At 62.4% G+C, this 21,101-nt stretch carries 22 protein-coding genes and 2 pseudogenes; 16 read left to right on the top strand and 8 right to left on the bottom strand.

Annotation, left to right across the window (positions count from 1 at the left end; all coding sequences use genetic code 11):
• Window positions 1-53: 53 nt before the first annotated feature.
• The 11 genes and pseudogenes from IVB18_RS27635 to IVB18_RS27585 all read left to right on the top strand — a co-directional run bounded on the left by IVB18_RS27635 (window position 54) and on the right by IVB18_RS27585 (window position 11,564).
• Window positions 54-1,055 carry a hypothetical protein gene (locus tag IVB18_RS27635; protein WP_247983580.1) on the top strand — a complete coding sequence of 334 codons (1,002 nt, stop codon included), beginning with the start codon at window positions 54-56 and terminating at the stop codon, window positions 1,053-1,055.
• 3 nt (window positions 1,056-1,058) lie between these two features.
• Complete coding sequence (locus IVB18_RS27630) at window positions 1,059-1,415, top strand: copper resistance CopC family protein (protein WP_247983579.1); 357 nt, start codon at window positions 1,059-1,061, stop codon at window positions 1,413-1,415.
• A gap of 12 nt (window positions 1,416-1,427) precedes the next feature.
• On the top strand, window positions 1,428-2,360 hold the full coding sequence (copD, locus tag IVB18_RS27625; RefSeq protein ID WP_247983578.1) for a copper homeostasis membrane protein CopD: 933 nt from the start codon (window positions 1,428-1,430) through the stop codon (window positions 2,358-2,360).
• A gap of 181 nt (window positions 2,361-2,541) precedes the next feature.
• On the top strand, window positions 2,542-2,928 hold the full coding sequence (locus tag IVB18_RS27620; RefSeq protein ID WP_247983577.1) for a DUF2946 domain-containing protein: 387 nt from the start codon (window positions 2,542-2,544) through the stop codon (window positions 2,926-2,928).
• Window positions 2,929-3,066: 138 nt separating this feature from the next.
• Window positions 3,067-5,241, top strand: a pseudogene (locus IVB18_RS27615) (TonB-dependent receptor).
• A gap of 139 nt (window positions 5,242-5,380) precedes the next feature.
• Window positions 5,381-5,911, top strand: coding sequence for a copper chaperone PCu(A)C (locus tag IVB18_RS27610; RefSeq protein WP_247983576.1), 531 nt, complete (start codon window positions 5,381-5,383; stop codon window positions 5,909-5,911).
• 32 nt (window positions 5,912-5,943) lie between these two features.
• The gene (locus IVB18_RS27605) at window positions 5,944-6,462 is read left to right on the top strand and encodes a YcnI family protein (protein WP_247983575.1); all 519 of its coding nucleotides are present in this window, start codon (window positions 5,944-5,946) and stop codon (window positions 6,460-6,462) included.
• The gene (locus IVB18_RS27600; RefSeq protein ID WP_247983574.1) at window positions 6,462-8,024 is read left to right on the top strand and encodes a CopD family protein; all 1,563 of its coding nucleotides are present in this window, start codon (window positions 6,462-6,464) and stop codon (window positions 8,022-8,024) included. The genes IVB18_RS27605 and IVB18_RS27600 overlap by 1 nt, the downstream gene beginning before the upstream one ends.
• A 154-nt stretch (window positions 8,025-8,178) precedes the next feature.
• The gene (gene proS, locus IVB18_RS27595; protein WP_247983573.1) at window positions 8,179-9,498 is read left to right on the top strand and encodes a proline--tRNA ligase; all 1,320 of its coding nucleotides are present in this window, start codon (window positions 8,179-8,181) and stop codon (window positions 9,496-9,498) included.
• A 73-nt stretch (window positions 9,499-9,571) separates the two neighbouring features.
• Window positions 9,572-10,852: a lipoprotein-releasing ABC transporter permease subunit gene (locus IVB18_RS27590; protein WP_247983572.1), complete on the top strand. Its 1,281-nt coding sequence runs from the start codon at window positions 9,572-9,574 to the stop codon at window positions 10,850-10,852.
• A 7-nt stretch (window positions 10,853-10,859) separates the two neighbouring features.
• Entirely contained in the window at window positions 10,860-11,564 is a 705-nt protein-coding gene (locus IVB18_RS27585; protein WP_247991745.1) for an ABC transporter ATP-binding protein, read from the top strand.
• Window positions 11,565-11,681: 117 nt separating this feature from the next.
• Here the strand turns inward: IVB18_RS27585 and IVB18_RS27580 are convergent, their stop codons facing one another.
• Window positions 11,682-12,761, bottom strand: a complete 1,080-nt coding sequence (locus IVB18_RS27580; protein ID WP_247983571.1) for a zinc-binding alcohol dehydrogenase family protein — start codon at window positions 12,759-12,761, stop codon at window positions 11,682-11,684.
• Between the two features lie 108 nt (window positions 12,762-12,869).
• Between IVB18_RS27580 and IVB18_RS27575 the strand changes: the two genes are divergently transcribed.
• The 3 genes and pseudogenes from IVB18_RS27575 to IVB18_RS27565 form a co-directional block, all read left to right on the top strand.
• Window positions 12,870-13,643: a helix-turn-helix transcriptional regulator gene (locus tag IVB18_RS27575; RefSeq protein ID WP_247983570.1), complete on the top strand. Its 774-nt coding sequence runs from the start codon at window positions 12,870-12,872 to the stop codon at window positions 13,641-13,643.
• A 127-nt stretch (window positions 13,644-13,770) separates the two neighbouring features.
• Window positions 13,771-15,531, top strand: coding sequence for an IS1634 family transposase (locus tag IVB18_RS27570; protein ID WP_247983291.1), 1,761 nt, complete (start codon window positions 13,771-13,773; stop codon window positions 15,529-15,531).
• 97 nt (window positions 15,532-15,628) lie between these two features.
• Window positions 15,629-15,802: pseudogene (locus IVB18_RS27565) on the top strand (transcriptional regulator); the annotation flags it as partial.
• Window positions 15,803-15,898: 96 nt separating this feature from the next.
• Here the strand turns inward: IVB18_RS27565 and IVB18_RS27560 are convergent.
• Complete coding sequence (locus tag IVB18_RS27560; protein ID WP_247983568.1) at window positions 15,899-16,198, bottom strand: hypothetical protein; 300 nt, start codon at window positions 16,196-16,198, stop codon at window positions 15,899-15,901.
• A 379-nt stretch (window positions 16,199-16,577) separates the two neighbouring features.
• Entirely contained in the window at window positions 16,578-16,787 is a 210-nt protein-coding gene (locus IVB18_RS27555; protein WP_247983567.1) for a hypothetical protein, read from the bottom strand.
• On the opposite strand from IVB18_RS27555, the gene IVB18_RS27550 reads away from it, so the two are divergent.
• Together IVB18_RS27550 and IVB18_RS27545 are read left to right on the top strand one after the other, a co-directional pair.
• Entirely contained in the window at window positions 16,786-17,535 is a 750-nt protein-coding gene (locus tag IVB18_RS27550) for a hypothetical protein (protein WP_247983566.1), read from the top strand. The genes IVB18_RS27555 and IVB18_RS27550 overlap by 2 nt on opposite strands.
• 165 nt (window positions 17,536-17,700) lie before the next feature.
• A complete protein-coding gene (locus tag IVB18_RS27545) occupies window positions 17,701-17,859 on the top strand; it encodes a hypothetical protein (RefSeq protein ID WP_247983565.1) in 159 nt (52 codons plus the stop codon).
• A 33-nt stretch (window positions 17,860-17,892) separates the two neighbouring features.
• On the opposite strand, the gene IVB18_RS27540 is transcribed toward IVB18_RS27545, so the two are convergent.
• The 5 genes from IVB18_RS27540 to IVB18_RS27520 all read right to left on the bottom strand — a co-directional run bounded on the left by IVB18_RS27540 (window position 17,893) and on the right by IVB18_RS27520 (window position 21,089).
• Window positions 17,893-18,354, bottom strand: coding sequence for a GNAT family N-acetyltransferase (locus tag IVB18_RS27540; RefSeq protein ID WP_247983564.1), 462 nt, complete (start codon window positions 18,352-18,354; stop codon window positions 17,893-17,895).
• Window positions 18,355-18,392: 38 nt separating this feature from the next.
• Window positions 18,393-19,718 carry an MFS transporter gene (locus tag IVB18_RS27535; protein ID WP_247983563.1) on the bottom strand — a complete coding sequence of 442 codons (1,326 nt, stop codon included), beginning with the start codon at window positions 19,716-19,718 and terminating at the stop codon, window positions 18,393-18,395.
• A 404-nt stretch (window positions 19,719-20,122) separates the two neighbouring features.
• Window positions 20,123-20,392, bottom strand: a complete 270-nt coding sequence (locus tag IVB18_RS27530; protein ID WP_247983562.1) for a hypothetical protein — start codon at window positions 20,390-20,392, stop codon at window positions 20,123-20,125.
• Between the two features lie 159 nt (window positions 20,393-20,551).
• Entirely contained in the window at window positions 20,552-20,803 is a 252-nt protein-coding gene (locus IVB18_RS27525) for a DUF3551 domain-containing protein (RefSeq protein ID WP_247983561.1), read from the bottom strand.
• A 1-nt stretch (window position 20,804) separates the two neighbouring features.
• Window positions 20,805-21,089, bottom strand: a complete 285-nt coding sequence (locus tag IVB18_RS27520) for a DUF3551 domain-containing protein (RefSeq protein WP_247983560.1) — start codon at window positions 21,087-21,089, stop codon at window positions 20,805-20,807.
• Window positions 21,090-21,101 lie beyond the last annotated feature (12 nt).

Raw genomic sequence — 21,101 nt, 5'->3', positions numbered from 1 at the left:
CTTCGCGGCCAGACCGGCCGCTGAACTGGCACGTCAATCTGCGGAGACCTTTCATGTCGATATCTCACATGCGTGCGGGCCTTTGGGGCGCCGCAATTGCGCTTATTCCTCTTTCCGGCAGCGTAGCCCACGAAATCGTCGGCAGCCGCTTCTTCCCGGCAACGCTCGGCATCGATGATCCCGGCGTCAACGACGAGCTGTCGCTTCCCACGGTCGATAGTTTCAAGACGGGCGACGTTCCTCCGGTCCGTCAACGCGACGTATCGGGTGAGTTCTCCAAGCGCATCACCGAGGATTTCGCGGTGTCGTTTGGCACGACTTACACCTTCCTCGGTCCGATCGATCGGACGGCTCCCGGAGCCAATGGATTCCAGAATCTGGAGACGACGTTCAAATATCGCGTGTTCAGGGACCCCGTGCATGAGTTCGTGATGTCGGTGGGCTTGAGCGTGGAATGGGGCGGTACGGGCGCGCAAAGCGTCGGTGCGGACCCGTTCAATACCTACACGCCGACGATCTATTTCGGCAAAGGCCTTGGTGATCTTCCGGATACGTTCTCGTGGTTGCGGCCGGTGGCGATCACGGGCCAGGTCGGCTACGCGATCCCGGGTAGGAATTTTACGACCAGTTTCGGGATCGATCCGGATACGGGCGAACTGACCGCTGACACCGAATTCCATCCGCGCGTGCTGAACTGGGGTGGCACCATTCAATACAGCATGCCCTATTTGAAATCCTCGGTCGTTGATCTCGGGCTCCCGGAGTTCATCAATCATTTGATCCCGCTCGTCGAAGTCAACCTGCAAACGCCGGTGGCAAACACGCTGACCTCCGGCACGGCGACGACGGGGACGATCAATCCCGGCGTCATCTGGGTTGGCAACACGTTTCAGGTTGGTGTTGAGGCGCTGATTCCGATCAACCGGCAAAGCGGCACCAATGTCGGCTTTATCGCTCAATTGCATTTGTATCTGGACGACATCGACCCGCGCGGGATCGGCAAGCCGATCTTCGGGGGAGCTGTCCAGCCCGCAAGCCCCTTTGCAAGGAATTGATCCATGCCGCGCTTAATTCCGGGTCTGATGCTGCTGCTCCTGGCTTCCCTGTCGGCCGGCGATGCATGCGCTCACGCTTTTCTCGACCATGCCGAACCGCGTGTCGGTAACAAGGTCGGAAATCCTCCGCGTGAGGTGACACTCTGGTTCACGCAGAAACTGGAGGCAGCGTTCAGTTCGATCACAGTGACGGGCCCGTCGGGGCAACGCGTCGATGCCGGCAAGGCGCGCGTCAGCGGTGACCAGATGTCGGTCTCGCTGAAAGGCGGCGGCGCCGGCACCTACCACGTGAACTGGCGCGTATTGTCGGTGGATACGCATACCACCGATGGGAGCTTCACGTTCCAGGTCGGTCCTTAGGCGTTGCCACCGATGGATTGGTCCGCAGTTGGGGTGCCCTTGGTTGCGACGCGTGCTGTGCATTTCGCGGCAACAGCGATCACGGCCGGAAACATGCTTTTTCGTACTGTAGTCGCCGAGCCCGTTTTGCACCCCGAAGCGACCTTGGCAGCCGTGTTTCGCACCCAAGCGCAACGGGTCTCGTACTTCGGTCTCGCCATTGCCGCGATTTCCGGCGCGGTCTGGCTGTTGCTTCAGTCCGCTTCAATGAGTGGATTGCCACTCCACGACGCACTGACTGCGGATGTGCTGTCGACAGTCGTCAACGAAACTCAGTTCGGCGAAGTGATGATCGTCCGGGCAGGCTTAGCAATCTGCGTCGCTGCTTGTTTGGCCTTTGACCGCGCAGCGATCGCACAATGGCTTGGATTGATGGCATCGTTCGCGTTTTCCGCAAGCCTTGCCTGGACTGGGCATGCCGGCGCGACGGTCGGCGCAACGGGCTATTTGCACCTCGTGGCGGATGCGCTCCATCTGATCGCCGCCTCGGCATGGCTCGGCGGTCTGGTGCCGCTGATTTTGCTGTTGGTCGCGGCCCGCCGGAACCACGCTATATTGCTCGCCGCCGATACGGTACGGCGGTTCTCGACGCTGGGCATCATCAGCGTGACGGCACTTATGCTCTCGGGTTTGATCAATGCCGCCATCCTGGTCGGCTCCTTTCGCGCGCTGATCATCACCAGCTATGGACATCTGCTGCTGCTCAAGCTCGCTCTGTTTGCGGTCATGCTGGCGCTCGCAACGATCAACCGGCTGTTGTTGGTGCCCCGGCTCGCACGGCCCGGCGCGGGCGGGTTGCGATGGCTCGCGCGCAACAGCTCCATCGAGCTGGTCCTTGGTCTTGCCATCTTCGCCATTGTCGGTCTGCTGGGAACGCTGCACCCCGCCATCCACCTCGTGATGTGAAGCAATGGCAAAGAAGAGCGTGCCAATGCAGAACGCGGGGACGGCGCCGGACCGACCATGGGCGGCTCGGCTCGCAAGCCTGGAGAATAGCCTCTTCCGAGCAAGTTGTTCTAATGCAAATCAGGACGAAGATGCGATATCGACTCTGCTCCCACTTGGTGTTTAGTTAGCAGACGAACGAATGGCTCGGCGAATGCGCGCACGGCTGCAAAAATTCCTACCCATCGTCCTGCTCGCGCTGGCGATGCAGGTGCTGGCGCCGATTGCCGCCTGCCTGGCGGCAGGGCAGGCCGTTGCCGATCCGCTCCAGACCGCCGTCATCTGCCACAGCGCCAGCGAGCAGGGCGGTCCGAACGATCCGACAGGCTCGCCGACCGCGCATGCCGGTGCGTGCGCCCTGTGTTGCCTGGCACAGGCCAACGCGTCTTTCGATTCGCCGCCGCAGGCCGCGCTCTCCGTTCCCTTTCGCCACGCCGAACGCGTGGTGTGGCACGACGCGGATGTATCTGTAGCCGCCGTCCAGAGGGGTTCAGGCGCCCAGGCACGCGGGCCTCCTCGCTTTTCCTGATCTTGCGTCAAACTCGGGGCCCTTGGTGCAGCTCGCTGCCGCATCACGAGCGCTGTGCAATGGACCGGCTGGCTTGCCGGCGTCAGGAATTATTCCATGCTTTGTCTTCGTTTCTTGCGGACTGCGCGCGCGCGCGAAATGCTGATCGCCTCCGTATCGATTCTGCCCCTTCCACATGCTGCACTCGCCCAAGTCGGTCGCATGGAGCTTCCGCCAATTACTGTTGTGGCGCCGCAGGAGAAGCGTGCGCCGGCGGCCCGACCGCCGCGCAACGCTGTGCGATCGGCGCGCGTCACGCGAAGCGCGCTAACGGCTACGCCGCCGCAGCAAACCGGGAGCGAGCAGGGCACCAGGATCCCCGGTGCCCTGACGGTTCTGACTGCGCAGCAAGCGCTGGCAGAAATTAACCAGACTCCGGGCGGCGTGGCACTAGTCTCGGCCGAGGCGTACAGGAATTCGACGCCGTCCAATACGATCAAGAATGTTCTGGATTATGTGCCGGGCGTGTACGCCCAGCCTAAGTGGGGCGACGACACTCGTCTTTCGATTCGCGGGTCGGGCCTGTCGCGCAATTTTCATCTGCGCGGCGTGCAGCTTTATATGGACGGCATTCCGATCAATACTGCGGATGGCTACGGCGATTTCCAGGAGATCGATCCGAGCGCCTACAAATATGTCGAAGTCTACAAGGGCGGCAATGCGCTTCAGTTCGGCGCGAATTCGCTGGGGGGCGCGATCAACTTCGTGACCCCCAGCGGCCGTGACTCGTTTCCGAATGGCGTGTCGTTAGACGTCGGAGGTTTCGGCTTCAAACGGCTTCAGGCGAACGCAGGAGGCGTCGACGGGCCATGGGACGGTTTCGTTACCGCTTCCACACAGGCCGCAGACGGATTTCGCGATCACAGCTCCGGCTCCAGCAACCGTTTGAGCGGCAATGTCGGCTATCAGTTCTCTCCGGATGTCGAGACACGGTTCTACCTCAATGCCAACGAAGTGCGGCAGCGAATCCCAGGTACCGTGACCAGGACGTCCGCTTTGTCCAACCCGGAAGCCGCCGCTCCGGCCAATGTTGCGATGGATCAGCAGCGCAATATTGATACTGTCAGGCTCGCCAACAAGACGACCGTCCGTTTTGATGACACCAAAGTCGAATTCGGCGCCTTCGGCGTCGATCGTCATTTGATGCATCCGATTTTCCAGTGGCTGGACTATCGTTACAAGGACTATGGAGGGTTCGCGAAGGTCACGGATGACCGCATCATCGGTGGCTTCCGCAATAGGTTGGTCGCGGGCATCTACGTGCTGAACGGCAGCATCGACAACCAGCAGTTCGCCAATATTGCCGGGCAGAAGGGCGCACTGCTTTCTTCCTCGCTTGATCGGTCCGAGAATACCTCCGCCTATATCGAAGACAGCTTCTACTTCCTTCCGAACGTTGCCGTGATCGGCGGCACGCAATTTCTGTACGCGACCCGCAATCGGCAGGATCGTTTCCTCAGCGATGGGGATCAATCGGGGACAACGCGCTTTAACCTATGGTCGCCGAAAGGCGGTCTCTTGTGGCAAATCGATCCGACCTGGCAGGCCTTCGCCAATGTCTCGCGGAGCGCTGAGGTGCCAAGCTTCGGCGAAAGCGCGATTGGTCCCGGCATTCCGACCATCCCGTTCACCAGCATCCGCCCCCAGATTGCAACTACATACGAAATCGGAACGCGCATGAAACGGCCGGATTACGCCTGAGAGATGACGGCCTATCGAGCCAACATTCGCGACGAACTGCAATGCCTCTATAGCGCTTTCGGCAATTGCAACGTGACCAATGCGGACCGCACCATCCACCAAGGCATCGAGGCCGGTGCGGGCGCGGCAATTTTTCGTGACATCTTCGTCAATGGCTCCGCGCCGGACAAGATCTGGCTCAATGTCGCCTACACCTTCAACGACTTCCGCTTCGACAACGATCCGACCTTCGGGAACAATCAATTGCCGGGAGCCCCACGTCACTACCTGCGCGCGGAGCTCCTCTACAAGCACCCAACCGGTCTCTACTTTGGACCCAATATCGAATGGGTGCCACAGGCCTATTTTGTCGATAGCATGAACACACTGATGACAGAGCCCTACGCGCTGTTGGGATTGAAGGCGGGCTTCGACAACGGCGGCCCGTTGTCCGCCTACATCGAGGGACGCAATCTCACCAACAAGTCCTACATAGCCAGCGCGAGCATCATCGATCGGGCGACGGCGACGTCAGCTCTGTTTGAGCCGGGTTCGGGAAGAGCAGTGTACGTCGGGATGAGGTATCGATGGTGACGTGCGAGTGGCATTTGGGTCCATGCCGGGTCCACGGCAGGCCGGCGTTCCGAAGGTCGATGCTAATGGCGAGCGAAGGTCATCGTGGAAAAATGCAGGGCCATTCTCGGTCCGATTAATCATCAAAGAGGCAATCAACATGAAAAAAATCAAGCAGACCCTCCTCACGATTTCGCTGCTGCTGAGCGGCTGCGCCGTCGCACAGGCCGATGAAATCAAGGCCGGCGACCTCGTCATCTCGCAGGCCTGGAGCCGGGCGACGCCGGGCGGCGCGAAGGTCGCCGGCGGCTATCTCACCATCGAGAACAAGGGGACGGCGCCGGACAGGCTGATCGCGGTTTCGGCTGAAATCGCTGGCAAGGCTGAGGTCCATGAGATGGCGATGGACAACGGCGTGATGAAGATGCGCCTGCTCGACAAGGGCCTCGTGATCGATCCGGGCAAGACGGTGAAGTTCGCCCCCGGCGGCTACCATCTGATGCTCCAGGAGTTGAAGGGCGCCTTCAAGCAGGGTGACAAGGTGCCGGTGACGCTGCAGTTCGAGAAGGCCGGCAAGGTCGCCGTCTCCCTCGATGTCCAGGGCGTCGGCGCGCAGGCACCCGGCGATGCTGGCCATTCCGGCCACATGGACATGAAGAAAATGCCGGATCATTCGGGAATGAAGATGTGACGAGCATGATCTGGACTTCCGGGAGACCAAACATGGCAAAGACATCCTGGCTTATTGTTCTGGGCGTACTTGCGGCAACGCCGGCGAGTGCGCACGTCTTCCTCGAGAGCAAACAGGCCACGGTCGGTGGATCCTACAAGGCCGTCTTCGCCGTGCCGCACGGCTGCGCGGGCTCGCCCACGGTGAAGATCCGTGTGCAGATTCCGGAGGGCGTGATCGCGGTAAAGCCGATGCCGAAGGCGGGCTGGAACGTCGATGTCGTCGAGGGCAAATATGCCAGCGAATACGACTATCACGGCAACAAACTCGCCTCCGGCGTCAAGGAGGTGACGTGGTCCGGCGGCAAGCTGCCGGATAAGAACTACGACGAATTCGTCATGCATACCGTCCTGACCGACTCGCTCAAACCGAACGCGACCCTGTATTTCCCCGTCGTCCAGGAGTGCGAGACCGGCGTCAGCCGCTGGATCGAAATCCCGGCGGAAGGGGCCGGGCATTCGCGTGAGGGCAAGGCGCCGGCACCGGCCGTGAAGCTGTTGCCAAAACCCTGATGCGCCTGCTCGCCGCGCTCGCGACGCTGCTCCTCGTTGTCGGCTTCGCGACCGGCGCGGCGGCGCATGCGGCGCTGACCTCGGTCGAGCCGGCGAGCGGCAGCTTGCTTGCGACTGCGCCGAAGGCGGTAGTGCTGCACTTCAACGAGGCGGTGACGCCGGGCGCGATCCGGCTGATCGACGGTGCGGGCAGGGTGCGTGACGATGCGGCCGTCAGCGCATCGGGCGAGACCGTCTCGGTCGCGGTGCCGCCGGACCTGCCGCAAGGCACGGCGGTCGTGAGCTATCGCGTGATCTCGCAGGACGGCCATCCCGTCGGGGGATCAGTGATCTTTTCGATCGGCATGCCGACGGCGACGCAACCTCCCGGAAATGCGGACGGCGGACTGAACGCGCTGATCTGGCTTGCGCGGATCGGTCTCTATCTCGGGCTCTTTGTCGGCGTCGGCGGCGTGTTCTTTGCGCGCTGGATTGCATGGTCGATGACGGGCATGACCGTCCCACGCGTGGCGCTCGCGATCGGCCTTCCGAGCGCCATTGCCTCGCTTGGCATGCTGGGCCTCGATCTCCTCGGTCTTTCGCCAGCGGCTCTCGTGACCATTGCCCCCTGGAAGGTGGCGTTCGCGACCAGCGCCGGCCCCGCCTTGCTGGTTGCCATCGCCACGATGCTGTGCGGGCTGATGGCGCTGCGCAGCGACTGGTACGCGCGCGCTTTTGCCGCTATCGCTTTCGTCGGCGTCGGCCTGTCGCTCGCGATGACCGGGCACGCCGCAACGGCGCCGCCCGAGGCGTTGACGCGGCCTGCGATCTTTCTGCACGGCCTCGGCGTGGCCTTCTGGATAGGCGCCCTGGCGCCGCTTGTTGCGCTGGTGTCAAAGCCGACGGCGGCAGCGTTGCCGGTTGTGAACCGCTTCTCCCGCGTCGCCGTGCCAGCGATCGCTATGTTGGCGTTGACCGGTCTTGCGCTCGCGATCGTCCAGCTCGAAAAATTGTCTGCGCTGGTCGAGACCCGCTACGGCCTCATCCTCTCGATCAAGCTTGTGCTGGTCGTCGTGCTGCTGGCGCTTGCCGGGCTCAATCGCTTCCGCCTGACACCGGCCCTGGCGCGGAATCCGAAGGCCGCGACCGCGTTGAAGCGCTCGATCCTGCTGGAATGCGCGATCGCTCTCGGCATCTTCGCCGTCGTCTCCGGCTGGCGCTTTACGCCGCCGCCGCGGACCATCGTTCCGGAGACGCCGCTGGCGATCCACATCCACACCGACAAGGCTATGTTCCAGGTCCTGGTCTTGCCGGGCAAAGCTGGTGTCGACGACTTCGTGCTCCAGCTCATGACCGGCGAGGCGACGCCGCTGACGGCCAAGGAGGCGACGCTGACCCTGAGCCTGCCCGAGCGCGGCATCGAGCCGATGGAGCGCGCCGCGGAGCTCGGGCCCGACGGCTACTGGCATGTTCGCAAGGTCGAGCTTCCTTTTGCCGGTCGCTGGCACATGCGCGTCGACGCGCTGGTGACCGACTTCGAGAAGATCACGCTGGAGGATGAACTTGATGTGGCGCCGCCCTAAATCCGCCTCGGCCGGCAGCTCAAGCTGAACCTGAAGTCGACGGAAAAATGACAGGAATTCCGCCGCCTTAGCGGCTTTTCCTCACTCCCGGTCTTGTGTTTTCGCTCCCAATCCGGTTTCACTGCAAGCCGTCGCTGATTCTTCGAGTAATGCCATGCGGTTGTCGCGGTTCTTTCTGCCCATCCTGAAGGAAAATCCGAAAGAGGCGGAGATCGTTTCGCATCGCCTGATGCTGCGCGCCGGCATGATCCGGCAGGAAGCTGCCGGCATCTATGCGTGGCTGCCGCTCGGCTTTCGCGTGCTGAAGAAGATCGAGCAGATCGTGCGCGAGGAGCAGGACCGCTCCGGCGCGCTTGAGCTGCTGATGCCGACGCTCCAGCTTGCCGATCTCTGGCGCGAGAGCGGCCGCTACGACGCCTACGGCCCGGAGATGCTGCGCATCGCCGACCGTCACAAGCGCGAGCTTCTGTATGGGCCGACCAACGAGGAAATGATCACCGAGATCTTCCGCGCCTACGTGAAGTCCTACAAGAACCTGCCGCTCAATCTCTATCACATCCAATGGAAATTCCGCGACGAGCAGCGTCCGCGCTTCGGCGTGATGCGCGGCCGCGAGTTCCTGATGAAGGATGCCTATTCCTTCGATCTCAACGAGGCGGCGGCGCGGGTCGCCTACAACAAGATGTTCGTCGCCTATCTGCGCACCTTCGCGCGGATGGGGCTCAAGGCGATCCCGATGCGCGCCGAGACCGGCCCGATCGGCGGCGATCTCAGCCACGAGTTCATCGTGCTTGCCGAAACCGGCGAATCCGGCGTCTTCATCAATCGCGACGTGCTGGATCTGCCGGTACCGGGCGAGGACGTCGATTATGAGGGCGATCTGACGCCGATCATCAAGCAGTGGACGTCGGTCTACGCCGCCACCGAGGACGTTCACGACGCCGCGCGCTTCGAGCAGGAAGTGCCCGCGGACAAGCGGGTGAATACCCGCGGCATCGAGGTCGGCCAGATCTTCTATTTCGGCACGAAATATTCTGACGCCATGAAGGCGCTGGTGGCCGGGCCTGATGGCATCGACGTGCCGATCCATGGCGGCTCCTATGGCGTCGGGGTCTCGCGTCTGCTTGGCGCCATCATCGAGGCCTGCCATGACGATGCCGGCATCAAATGGCCGGAGGCGGTCGCCCCGTTCCGGGCCGTGGTGCTGAACCTCAAGCAGGGCGACGCCGCGGTCGATGCGGCCTGCGAGAAGCTTTATGCCGAGCTCAGCGCCAAGGGCGTCGACGTGCTCTACGACGACACCGACCAGCGCGCCGGCGCCAAATTCGCCGCCGCCGACCTGATCGGCATCCCCTGGCAAATCATGATCGGGCCGAAGGGGCTTGCCGACGGCAAGGTCGAGATCAAGCGGCGCAGTGACGGCGCGCGGGAGACGATGTCGCCGGCGGACGCGGTTGCTCGCCTGGTCGGCTGAATATTGTTCATCGCGCGATGTTGAGGCCGCCAATCCGGCCACATTTGACCCCGAATCATGGGACTATCGAGCGATGGATGAGACCATGACCGAAACCGCGAAAACCGCGCCTTTTGCGCCATTCGAGTGGATGCTGTCGGCGCGTTACTTACGGGCGCGCCGCAAGGAGGGATTCATCTCGGTGATCGCCGGGTTCTCCTTCCTCGGCATCATGCTGGGTGTGGCGACGCTGATCATTGTGATGGCCGTGATGAACGGCTTCCGCAAAGAGCTGCTCGACAAGATTTTGGGCCTCAACGGCCATATCCTGGTCCAGCCGCTGGAATCGCCGCTGACCGACTGGAAGGACGTGGCCGAGCGCATCAGCCAGGTCCAGGGCGTCCGGCTCGCAGCCCCCGTGGTCGACGGCCAGGCGTTGGCGTCCTCGCCGTGGAATGCCTCGGGCGTGCTGGTGCGCGGCATCCGTGCCGATGATCTGAACAACCTCACCTCGATTGCCAAGAACATCAAGCAGGGCTCGCTCGAAGGCTTCGACGACGGGCAGGGAGTCGCGATCGGCCGCCGTCTGGCCGACCAATTGTCGCTGCATGCCGGCGACAGCGTGACGCTGGTGGCGCCGAAGGGCGCGGTCACCCCGATGGGCACGACGCCGCGCATCAAGCCCTACAAGATCGTCGCGGTGTTCGAGATCGGCATGTCCGAGTATGATCTCGGCTTCGTGTTCATGCCGCTTGCCGAAGCGCAGGCCTATTTCAACCGCAGCAGCGACGTCACCTCGATCGAGGTGTTCACCACCAATCCCGACCGCATCGACGCGTTCCGCAAGGCGGTGACGGAGGCCGCGGGCCGCCCGGTCTTCCTGGTCGACTGGCGGCAGCGCAACTCGACCTTCTTCAACGCGCTCCAGGTCGAGCGCAACGTGATGTTCCTGATCCTGACCATGATCGTGCTGGTCGCGGCGCTGAACATCGTGTCCGGCCTGATCATGCTGGTGAAGGACAAGGGCAGCGACATTGCGATCCTGCGCACGATGGGCGCCTCGCAAGGCTCGATCATGCGGATCTTCCTGATCACGGGTGCTTCGATCGGCGTGGTCGGCACGCTGGTCGGTTTCTTCGTCGGCCTCGTGATCTGCCTCAACATCGAATCGATCCGGCAATTCCTGTCCTGGCTCACCAGCACCGAGCTGTTTTCGCCGGAACTCTACTTCCTCTCGAAGCTGCCCGCCGAGATCGACGTCGGCGAGACCACGGCTGTCGTCATCATGGCGCTGACGCTGTCGTTCCTTGCGACGCTGTATCCGTCGTGGCGCGCCGCGCGCCTCGATCCTGTCGAAGCGCTGCGGTATGAGTGAGGGGCTGATGGAGCAGCAGCAGGGGGCTGAAGATGTACCGGTCATTTATCTCCACGAGATAAAGCGGCAGTACTTGCAGGGCGAGGCGACGCTGACGATCCTGGATGGCGCCAAGCTCGCGCTGTGGCCCGGCCAGTCGGTCGCGCTGGTGGCGCCGTCGGGCTCCGGCAAGTCGACGCTGCTGCACATTGCGGGGCTGCTGGAGGCGCCGGATTCCGGTGAGGTCTATGTCGGGGGCAACCCGACCTCGCAACTGCCCGACATCGAGCGCACCCAGCTCCGCCGCACCGATATCGGCTTCGTCTACCAGTCGCACCGGCTGTTGCCGGAGTTCTCGGCGCTCGAGAACGTCATGATGCCGCAGATGATCCGCGGCCTGAAGAAGTCCGAGACCGTCAAGCGCGCCAAGGAGATCCTGTCCTATCTCGGCCTCGGCGACCGCATCACCCATCGCCCGTCCGAACTGTCGGGCGGCGAGCAGCAGCGCGTCGCGATCGCGCGCGCGGTGGCGAATGCGCCGCGGGTGCTGTTTGCGGATGAGCCGACCGGTAATCTCGATCCGCACACCGCCGACCACGTCTTCCAGGCCCTGATGCAGCTCGTCAAGGCGACCCGGGTCTCGATGCTGATCGCGACCCACAACATGGAACTCGCCGGCCGGATGGACCGGCGCGTGTCGCTGTCGGACGGCCAGGTCATCGAGCTCGAGTAAAAAACTCGAAAACAACCCCATGCACAGTAGCCGCCATTGCCGGCGTGATGCCTTCCAGCCATTTGAAACGTCGGGCAAAACGGCGGCGATCGTGCATCGCCGCCGCGTATGTGCAGATCAGGGCCGGATGACCGTCAATTTGAACGGCCCGGCATGGGCCGCGGCGTGAGCCACCGCCTCATTGGCGCGGTCGACGTCGAAGGCCGTCGTCTCGTATTCGTCGAGCCGCAACAGCCCCGCGCGCACCAGCGCGATCAGGCGGCTCGCGGCGTCCGGCGGGTACATCCAGACGCCGTGGATGGTGATGCAGTTGCGCATGATCCAGGGGTAGGGCAGGTCGAGCCCCGCGCCGCCCGCCATGCCGACGCCGCCCATCAGCACGACGCGCCCATAGGGCCGCACCGTCATGATCGCCGCGCGAACGACGGTGGTGCCGACCGACGGCGGCATGATGTCGAAGACGCAATCGATCGGGCCTTGCGCTACGCGCTTCATGGTCTCGCGGTCGTCGTCCTCGTTGCCGGACAGCTTGACCGGTTTCACGCGCGCGTCGAAGCGGCGGACGAGGTCGGCGAGAATCTTCTCGTTGCGGCCGGGCGCCACCACACGCGCGGCACCCATCGCGAGCGCGACGGAGACCGCCGCGCTGCCGAAATTGCCGGTGGCACCGCTCACCAGCACGGTCTCGCCCGGCTGAAGGTTGGCGGCGAGGAAGCCGCCATAGGGCACCAGCATCGTCCCCAGCGCGCACCATTGCGTGGCTTCGTCGGAGGTGATCGCGCCGAGCCGTTTCACGTTCTCCGTCGGCACCATCATCTGCTGCGCGAAGGAGCCATGACGAAAGTGCTTTTGCAGGCGCATGCCGCCTGCACCGGCGGCAGTGAGTCCTTGCAGGACGATGTCGGGCGCAATTGCGTCATCGCGCGAACGCACTGTCGGGTCGCAGAACACCCAATCGCCGATCGCGAGCTTCGTCGCGTCCGGGCCGATCGCACGCACCCGACCGATGCCGCCCGGGCCCGGGATGATCGGCAGATCGAGCGCATAGTTGCGCTCACCGCTGAAGACCTCGTTCATGTAAGACAGCACGCGGGTCGCGACGACGTCGACGATGACCTCGCCGGTGCCGGGCACCGGGTCGGGGACGTTCTCGATCGCAAGCGGCGATCCGAAGGATTTGAGTACGGCGGCTTTCATGATGTTCACCTCATATTCGGGTGAACGGCATATGGACCGGCCTTGAACGGCCGAGAAGGCCTGGTATTATCCTAGTATTCTATGGACCCTGCATCGGGGACTATCGTCATGGCCGACCCACGACGCGTCGAGTTCGGCGACTTCCTCAGGTCCCGCCGCGAAAAGCTATCACCGAAGACCGTCGGGCTTCCCGCGGGCCGGCGGCGGCGCACCGCGGGCCTGCGTCGCGAGGAGGTCGCGCAGCTCGCCGGAATCGGGGTCGACTGGTACATCCGGCTCGAGCAGGGCCGCACCGTCAGCCCGTCGGTCACCACCGTCGATGCGCTGGCCCGCGCGCTACGCCTCAGCAAGACCGAGCACGCCCATCTCAAGGTGCTGGCGCGCGACGGCGACAAGCGCGCCTTCACGCGCGAGATCGTGCCGCCGCCGATCCTGCGGATGATCGAGAGCTTGAATCGGCCGGCCTACATTGTCGGACGGCGCTGGGATGTGCTGGCCTGGAACGACGCCGCCGAGGAGGTGTTTGCGTTCGCCCGGCTGCGTGAGGAGGATCGCAACACCCTGCTCCTGATGATGACCAACAAGCAGACGCGTAAGGCTTACGGTGCGGGCTGGGCCGAAGTGGCCAAGGGCATGGTGGCGATGTTTCGCGCCACCCACGACGTCTGGGCGGGCGATCCCGCCTTCACGGAATTGCTGGCGCGGCTGCGGCAGGGCAGTCCGGAATTCGTCAAATGGTGGGAAGCCCACGAGATCCGCAGCACCGCGTCGGGCCTCAAGACCATGTCTCATCCGACCCTGGGCGTGCTGCATTTCGAGCACACGAGCTTTCAGGCCAATGACGATCCGGCGCTGAAGCTCGTGATTTACACGCCGGTCTAGCCCGAAGTTTGCGCTTGGTTTGACCTGAAAGACGAATCCTTTCGGGCGGATGGGCGGAGAGTAGTTTGCAGTTTGTATCCATGTAACGGGGATTCCCAAATCAGTCGAGATGTGATTCGATTTGGGAATGTTCATCGAGACGATTCCCAATCGAGGCTCGCCGCCTGCGGTGCTGTTGCGGGAGGCGTATCGCGACGAGCATGGCCGCGCGCAGAAGCGGACCTTGGCCAATCTGAGCAAGCTGCCGGTGGATTTGATTGGCGGACTGAAGGCTCTGCTCAAGGGCGGCACGGTGATTGGCACCGGACCGGACGAGATTCAAATCGAGCGCTCACTGCCTCACGGCCATGTTGCAGCGGCGCTCGGGACGATCCGCAGAATTGCACTGGATCGGCTGATTTTAAGCACGACGAAGGATGAGGCATCGCGACGCCATTACGATCTGGTGGTAGCCATGATCGTTGATCGGTTGATTGCGCCACGCTCGAAGCTTGGCTTTGTACGGGCGGTGGATCAGGAGACGGCAATCTCCAGCCTCGGATCGGTTCTGCGCCTGGGCAAGGTGAAGGAGCGCGAGGCCTATGAGGCGCTCGATTGGCTGGTCGAGCGCCAGGCGCGGATCGAGACCGGCTTGGCGCGGCGACATCTCCAGGACGGCGTGCTGGTGCTCTACGACGTCAGCTCGTCCTACTTTGAGGGCCGCTGCTGTCCGCTGGCGCGCTATGGCCATAGCCGCGATCACCGGGGCGACCGGCCGCAGATTGTCTACGGGCTGCTCTGTACGCGTGAGGGGCTGCCGATTGCGGTTGAAGTCTTCGACGGCAACACGGCCGATCCGAAGACGCTGAGTTCTCAAGTCCAAAAGATCAAGGATCGCTTCGGGATCAGCCGTATGGTGTTGGTCGGGGATCGGGGAATGATCACCTCGGCACGCATCCGCGATGATCTCAAGCCGGCGGGCGTCGATTGGATCACCTGCCTGCGCGCGCCGGCGATCCAGGCTTTGGCGGCGGAGAACGGGCCGCTGCAGCTGTCGCTGTTCGATGACCGCGATCTCGCCGAAATCAGCGCCCCTGACCTGTTCCCAGGCGAGCGGCTGATCGTCTGTCGCAATCGCGATCTGGCAGCCGAACGAGCGCGCAAACGCGAGGATCTGCTGGCCGCGACCGAGCACGAACTTGCCCGCGTTCAAGCGCAGGTCCAGCGCAAACACTCTGCGTTGCGCAGTTCCGCCCAGATCGGCATCGCGGTTGGTGCGGTTTTGGACCGCAAGAAGATGGCCAAGCACTTCGACGTCGAAGTGGCCGATGGCTATCTCTCATGGCAGCGACGGATCGAGCAGATCGAGGAAGAGGCTCGCCTCGACGGCATCTACGTCATCCGAACCAGCATACCCGCTGGGCATCTCGACGCTGCAGAGGCGGTTCAGGCCTACAAGGACCTGTCGCGAGTCGAACGCAGCTTCCGGTCCATGAAAACCATCGATCTCGAAATACGGCCGATCCGCCACTGGACGGCACAGCACGTGCGGGCCCATGTCTTCCTGTGCATGCTGGCCTATCACGTCGAATGGCACCTGCGAGAAGCCTTGGCGCCGCTGTTGTTCCACGACACCGACCTTGAGGCCGCCCGGGGAGAACGGACCTCTCCCGTCGCCAAGACCGAACCATCTGAGGCGGCGAAGGCCAAGAAGGCAACAAAGCGATCAGCCGACGGCCATCACGTCATGAGCTTCGATGCGCTCATCGCCCATCTCGGCACGCTGGTCCGAAACACGATGCGCGTGCCCCTTCACACCAAGCATCGCTTCATGCTCCATTCCACACCAACCTCCGTCCAGGAGGCCGCGTTCAAGCTGCTCGATCTTGACCCGCTGCGTGTCCAGTAATTGAAAACACCGACCGTCAACTTATCGAGTCGGATCAATCCCTTGCACACTTCCCAAGCGAAAACTTCGGTCTAGAGCGTAGAACGCAAAGGCCAAGACCATCGACGTGCTGGCCCGCGCGCTGCGTCTCAGCAAGACCGAGCATACGCATCTGAAGGCACTGGCGCGCGACGGCGACAGGCGCGCGTTCACGCCCGAGATCGTACCGCCGCCCATTCGGCGGACGATCGAGAGCCTGAATCAGCTGGCCTACATCACCGGGCGGCGCTTCTGACCGTGGGCGGAAGCGCGTGATCAGATTGGGAAGGCCGCCGGCATATGTCCAGCGGCCTCCATGCTTAATGTGGTTTGCGGGGCGGCGCCCCGACTAGAGATCGATGCTAACGGCGATGTTACGGCCCTGTAGTTCGGCAATCTTCATTCCGTCAGCCTGCACCTGCGCAAACTCCGGGTCGTTTGCCACGGCCTCCTGCACTTTGCCGTAAACTTCCCAACTGGAGTAGCGCGTCGCAACCAGCAAGTCTCCTGCCCACGGGCCAGTGTGGAAACGGGAGAGCCGAAGAAATTCGGCGCCATGTTTTTCAAAGATTTTCTTCGCCTGCCTGACAATCTTGACCATTTCCTCGGCCTTGTCGGTTTTGAAGCGAGTAAATTGAACGATCGGCATGGGGCTACCTCCATAGTTGTGTAAGATTTCCAAGAGGCATGTATCGAGCGACGTTTGAGGAGCGAACCTCCAATTCAATCTCGATGAAGGTTCGTCTTCAGCGGCTTGATCTTGGTTCAGGCTTCGCAAGCGGAAGCAACTCTGCCCTTTCTCGGCGGATGGGCTCGCATCGTCACTGGCAGGCAATGTTTCGCGCAGAGCGGTGTTTGCGGCGAACCTGAGAATCCCTGAGCTAAACCCACGCAACGCCTTCGAGTGCCAGTGGGGCTGTTCGGATGTCGCGATTGCGGCGAAGCGCGATATGGCCGGTCGCAATGCCCGCTGGCGGGCGTAGTTGCTAATTGAACCAACGGACTCGTGGTGCTACGTTTCAGCCTCATCATTCCCTTTTTGGTTTGATGCGGCGGGCGATCGGGCTTACGGACTGCCGCCCGTTCATTTGAAATTGGAATACTTGAGCCAATAGCGCCCCGCCTCCGGCCCCCTTTTGAGGTCGGTTGGACAATGTTTTTTCATTGGCCTCCGTTCTTCCCACGACTCGGAGGCGGGTTCTTTCGGTCGAATTTTGCAACAAGTCGATCTTCAACATGTCAATTCTGACAAGCCAAGCGGATCGCCGCGCACTAAATCACTCTCCGATCGCAGGGTGGGGCAGCCATTTCTTGATTGTTGCATTGCTCTGTGCCGCTCCCTTATTTCAGTTCACGCTCAAGGCGTGGGGACAATGCTCGGCTCGCGACGTCTTACAGAATCAACTGAAACTCGGCAAAGTTCGTGCAGTTGATTTGCCGCAAAAACTCATCGGGTCCGCCCGCGATGTTCCGAAATGGAAGACGATTGCGGTCGGCACCTTTGCCAACTCCATTGCGCTGCGTAACGCATTGGATGCGGTGGGTTGCGGCATCGGCGGGCTGGCCGCGGAAGTTCTCGCTCGACCGGCCTTCACTGTCAGTTCTAACAAGACAGACGTGGAGCTTGTGGCGGTATCCGCGGTCGAGCTTGGCTTTAACACTGATAGCGTGCCTCTGGCTGCCATTTACGCGCGGGCTCGGCAACTCGGCTTTGAACTTGCGACAGCGGAGGTCGGTCCGCAATTGCGCCTTCAATATCTTGATCAGCCCATGGGTGAATTTCTCATAGTGGGAATGGAGCCAGTCAAGACGTGGAGCGGAGAGCCGGTGGTTCTTAACGTGGCAAATGGCGGAGCCGGATTGATCCTAATCGGCCAAGACGGCAGGGATGACGCTGAAATATCGGTGACCTCTCGTTTTCTTTTCGTGCGGTCGCCGGAACTCAGCGACGGACTCGATAAGGCAGCCGCTCTCCTGCCACCATGAAGACGAACCACCGAAATTCGAGCAAGCACAGTGGGTGAGTCCGCTTTGGCCCAAAGTGGATGTAGCATTCGCTGACCACTTGTAATCTGGCTCACAGGCAAGCGCGCCCAATAGCGTTAAAGAAAATCAGGCCCCGTCCCCGCGCGGCCCGTTTCGGAGCTGGCGATGATGGCTGCACTGGCGAAGGCAATATCCCGCGCGACGAGAACCAACGTTGATGTCGAAACCTTAAAAGTGCTCGTGATTTTCTCGGGAGCAGGTTTATTGCTCTCGCTTGTGGCCGCGATGATCTACGGACAGGCTCTCGGCGCCGCGTTATTTTGAAATCGAGCGTCCGCAATTGGCCCCAAACCAGAACTACAGAGGGGCATTGAACGATCGCTCCATGATGATCGTGCGTTCATCACCATAGTAACTGTCGCGCACGGCTTTGAACCCGAGCCGCGCGTAGAAAGGTTCGGCGGTGACCGAAGAAGGGACGGTCAACGAAGGGATGTCTCGCTCACGCGCTGTGCGCTCGATCTCGGTCATCAGCAGCTTGCCAATCCCCTGGGCCTGAGCATCGGGAGCCACGAAGACGGTACGGACGACGCTTCCGTCAAGGCTCGCTGTGCCAACGACGCGACTGCCGACGGTTGCAACAAAGACCGCACGCTTGCCGATCAGCTGCAGCACGGCGCTCGGACTGAAGCTGCGCTCGACCCTCTCGATAATCTCGTCCGTATAGTCCTTCGCATTTGTTTCCCGCAGTGCGCGCAAAATGACCGCGCTTATTTCGGCGGCGTCATCTTCAAGCGCAGGGCGGATCGTGCATTCCATTGATCACCCCGATCGCCCGACAGTCGCGCCGGGAGACGTTATGCCACCGGATCCCTGGGAAGGTCCGCACGGCTACGGTAATCCGGCGCCAGCGGTGGCGCCAGTCTCGCGGGAGCGTTCTCCAGTGGAGCAGCGTCGCTTCCCGAGGTGGCCTCGACCGGAGCGGGTCCGGCGCTGCGATAGGCGACGATCCAGATCAGGAAACCCGCAAGCGCGAGCGCGGCGCCGACGGGACCGGTGGAGGTCCAGCCCAATCCCTCGCGAATGGCAAGGCCGCCCAGGAAAGGGCCGAGTGCATTGGCGGTGTTGAACGCCGAATGGTTGAGTGCGGCAGCGAGCGCCTGCGCATCTCCCGCGACGTCCATGAGCCGCGTCTGCAGGACGGCTCCGAGCGAGACGCCGGCGCCGATCGCGAAGACGTCTGCCGCGAGTGCCCACGGATTGCCGGCGGCAAGCGGAAATACCAACAGCGCGCCTGCCGAAAACAGGAGGATGCTGCCCGCCGTCGGCATCAGCGCGCGGTCCGCGAAGCGCGGCACGAACAAATTGCCGAGCGTGGCTCCGACGCCGAACACTGCCAGAAAAAGTGGAATGACCTCGGCGCTGACGTTGGTGACCTCGATCAGTGTCGTCGCAAGATAGGTGTAGACAGCGAACATGCCGCCGAAACCGATTGCGCCGATCGCCAGCGTGATCCAGACGCGTCCGCTCTTCAACGCCCCGAGCTCTCGCAGCGGATCCGACCTGCCGGCGTGGTCGCGCGGCGCGAACAGGGCGCAAAGCAGGACCGTGAGCAACGCCAGCAACGACACAAGGGCGAAGCTCGCGCGCCAGCCGACCATCTGTCCAACAAGATTGGCAAGCGGCACACCGATGATCGTGGCGGAGGTCAGGCCGAGCATCAGGCGGCCGACCGCCTGCGAGCGACGATGTTGAGGAACGAGTGACGCTGCGACCAGCGCGGCTATGCCGAAATAGGCGCCATGCGGCAATCCGGACAGGAAGCGGGCCGCGATCATCCAGCCATAGCTTGGCGCAAGCGCGGTGAGGGCATTGCCGAGCGCAAACACCGCCATCAAGACCAGCAGCTGCGTGCGCCGCGCGAACCGCGCGCCAAGTACGGCAATCAGAGGGGCGCCCAGCACCACGCCCAAGGCGTAGGCACTGATCACGTGTCCCGCGGTCGGCTCGTCAACCCGAAGGTCGGCTGCAAAAAAGGGCAGCAAGCTCATGGATGCGAATTCGGTGGTTCCGATCGCAAACCCGCCCATCGCAAGCGAGAAGAGGACGATACCGAGATGAGGGGGCGCCGAGGCCGCCGTCGAGTTCGCGCGGCGCGAGGTTGCGTGAGGCGAGGTCGTCATGTGTCCTGCATTGGTGGCGTCAACGGGATCCAGCCCAGCGAACGTCGCCACCCATGCAAGATTTGTCTGTCGTACTTAAACCCGGATCAGTCGGCGTCAACACGGAACCTCAACGCGAGGCACGCCGCATATCAGCGTCCCGATTTGCGTGTGGGGCCGCCGGAGCGTGCAGTCGTTAGGTACGCAACCGTCTTGACCGGTTTCAATGGATCGCACCTGTTCCCCGGATTGCGCCCCCGCACTTATGGCGACGGCGCGGCCGAAGGCGTTGAGCTGACGCTGGGTAGCGGAATTGCTGGCCAAGGGCTCTTCGGGTCGGTCGTCGCCGGCGGACACGACGACACAAGCTGCGTCCACACCGACGCCAAGCCCGTCAAGTATTGCGATACGTGTGCGACATTTGGTCAGTCAGCGGACGTGGTGGTCCACCGCAATTCCTCCTTCAACCGGGAAAAACATTCGGCACAGACCCACTCATTGCGAAGACCCGGCAGATGGTCGATTTCGGTTGTATAGCCTTCGCGCAAAGGGCTGGGAGTTTCGTCGGACAATTTGGCCCAACAGGCAATACGGTGATCGTGATCCCATCGCGGATTGTTGGGAGGCCGCATCCAACTGGAACGACGCCATTTCAAACCCTCGAAGCTGCGCAGATAGTCGAGTTTGTCTGTCATCGCGTTGGGCCAGGTACGGCAGCGTCAATTGCAGGCCTCTTCCATATCAAACCAAGTCTGCAATGTCGCCTGTTGGCCCAACGCAGACCGCTGGCGAGGTTCGCTTCTGTGCTGCTACAGCAAGCACAGCGAACCTTGCGAGCGTGATCAGGACGCGCCCTAATTGGCGCGCCTCGCCCGCCGGGCCGCCGGCTTCTTCCGCGGAAAGTACGGGTTCTCGACACACGCGGCTGAGCGGCCGACGGCGAGATATCTGCACTGTTGCAGCGAGGTGTAGCGGCAGTCGAAATAGCCCACTTGGCCGTAGATCTGCATGCAGACCGGATAGCTCGGATCATAGGTCTGGGCGCGCGCAGGTACGCTCGCGAGGAGTAGGCCGCTCGCAACCAGCATGAGGCCAGCGCTGCGCATCTCAGCGCGACCAATAGCCCGGCGTCTGCGCGCGCGGACGATTCTGATAGGCGTAGGGATCGTCGCTTTGCCCGGCGAAATAAGGATTGGCGATGCAGGTGAGGGCCCGGCCCGACGAACTCGCCTGACACTGCGCGTAAGTGTCGAACGTGCAGTTGCTGAGGCCCGGCCATTCGTCGCCCGTCAGGCAGAATGCATGATGAGTACCGAAGGCGCGCGCTGGCGTGCCTGCGCTCAGCGCGAGCGCAAATGTGGCGACAATGGGGAGAGCAAACAGTGCACGCATCTCGATTCTCCA

The organism is Bradyrhizobium sp. 186 (genome assembly GCF_023101685.1).
Classification (GTDB): Bacteria; Pseudomonadota; Alphaproteobacteria; order Rhizobiales; family Xanthobacteraceae; genus Bradyrhizobium.
This window is presented reverse-complemented; position numbering and strand designations above follow the sequence as displayed.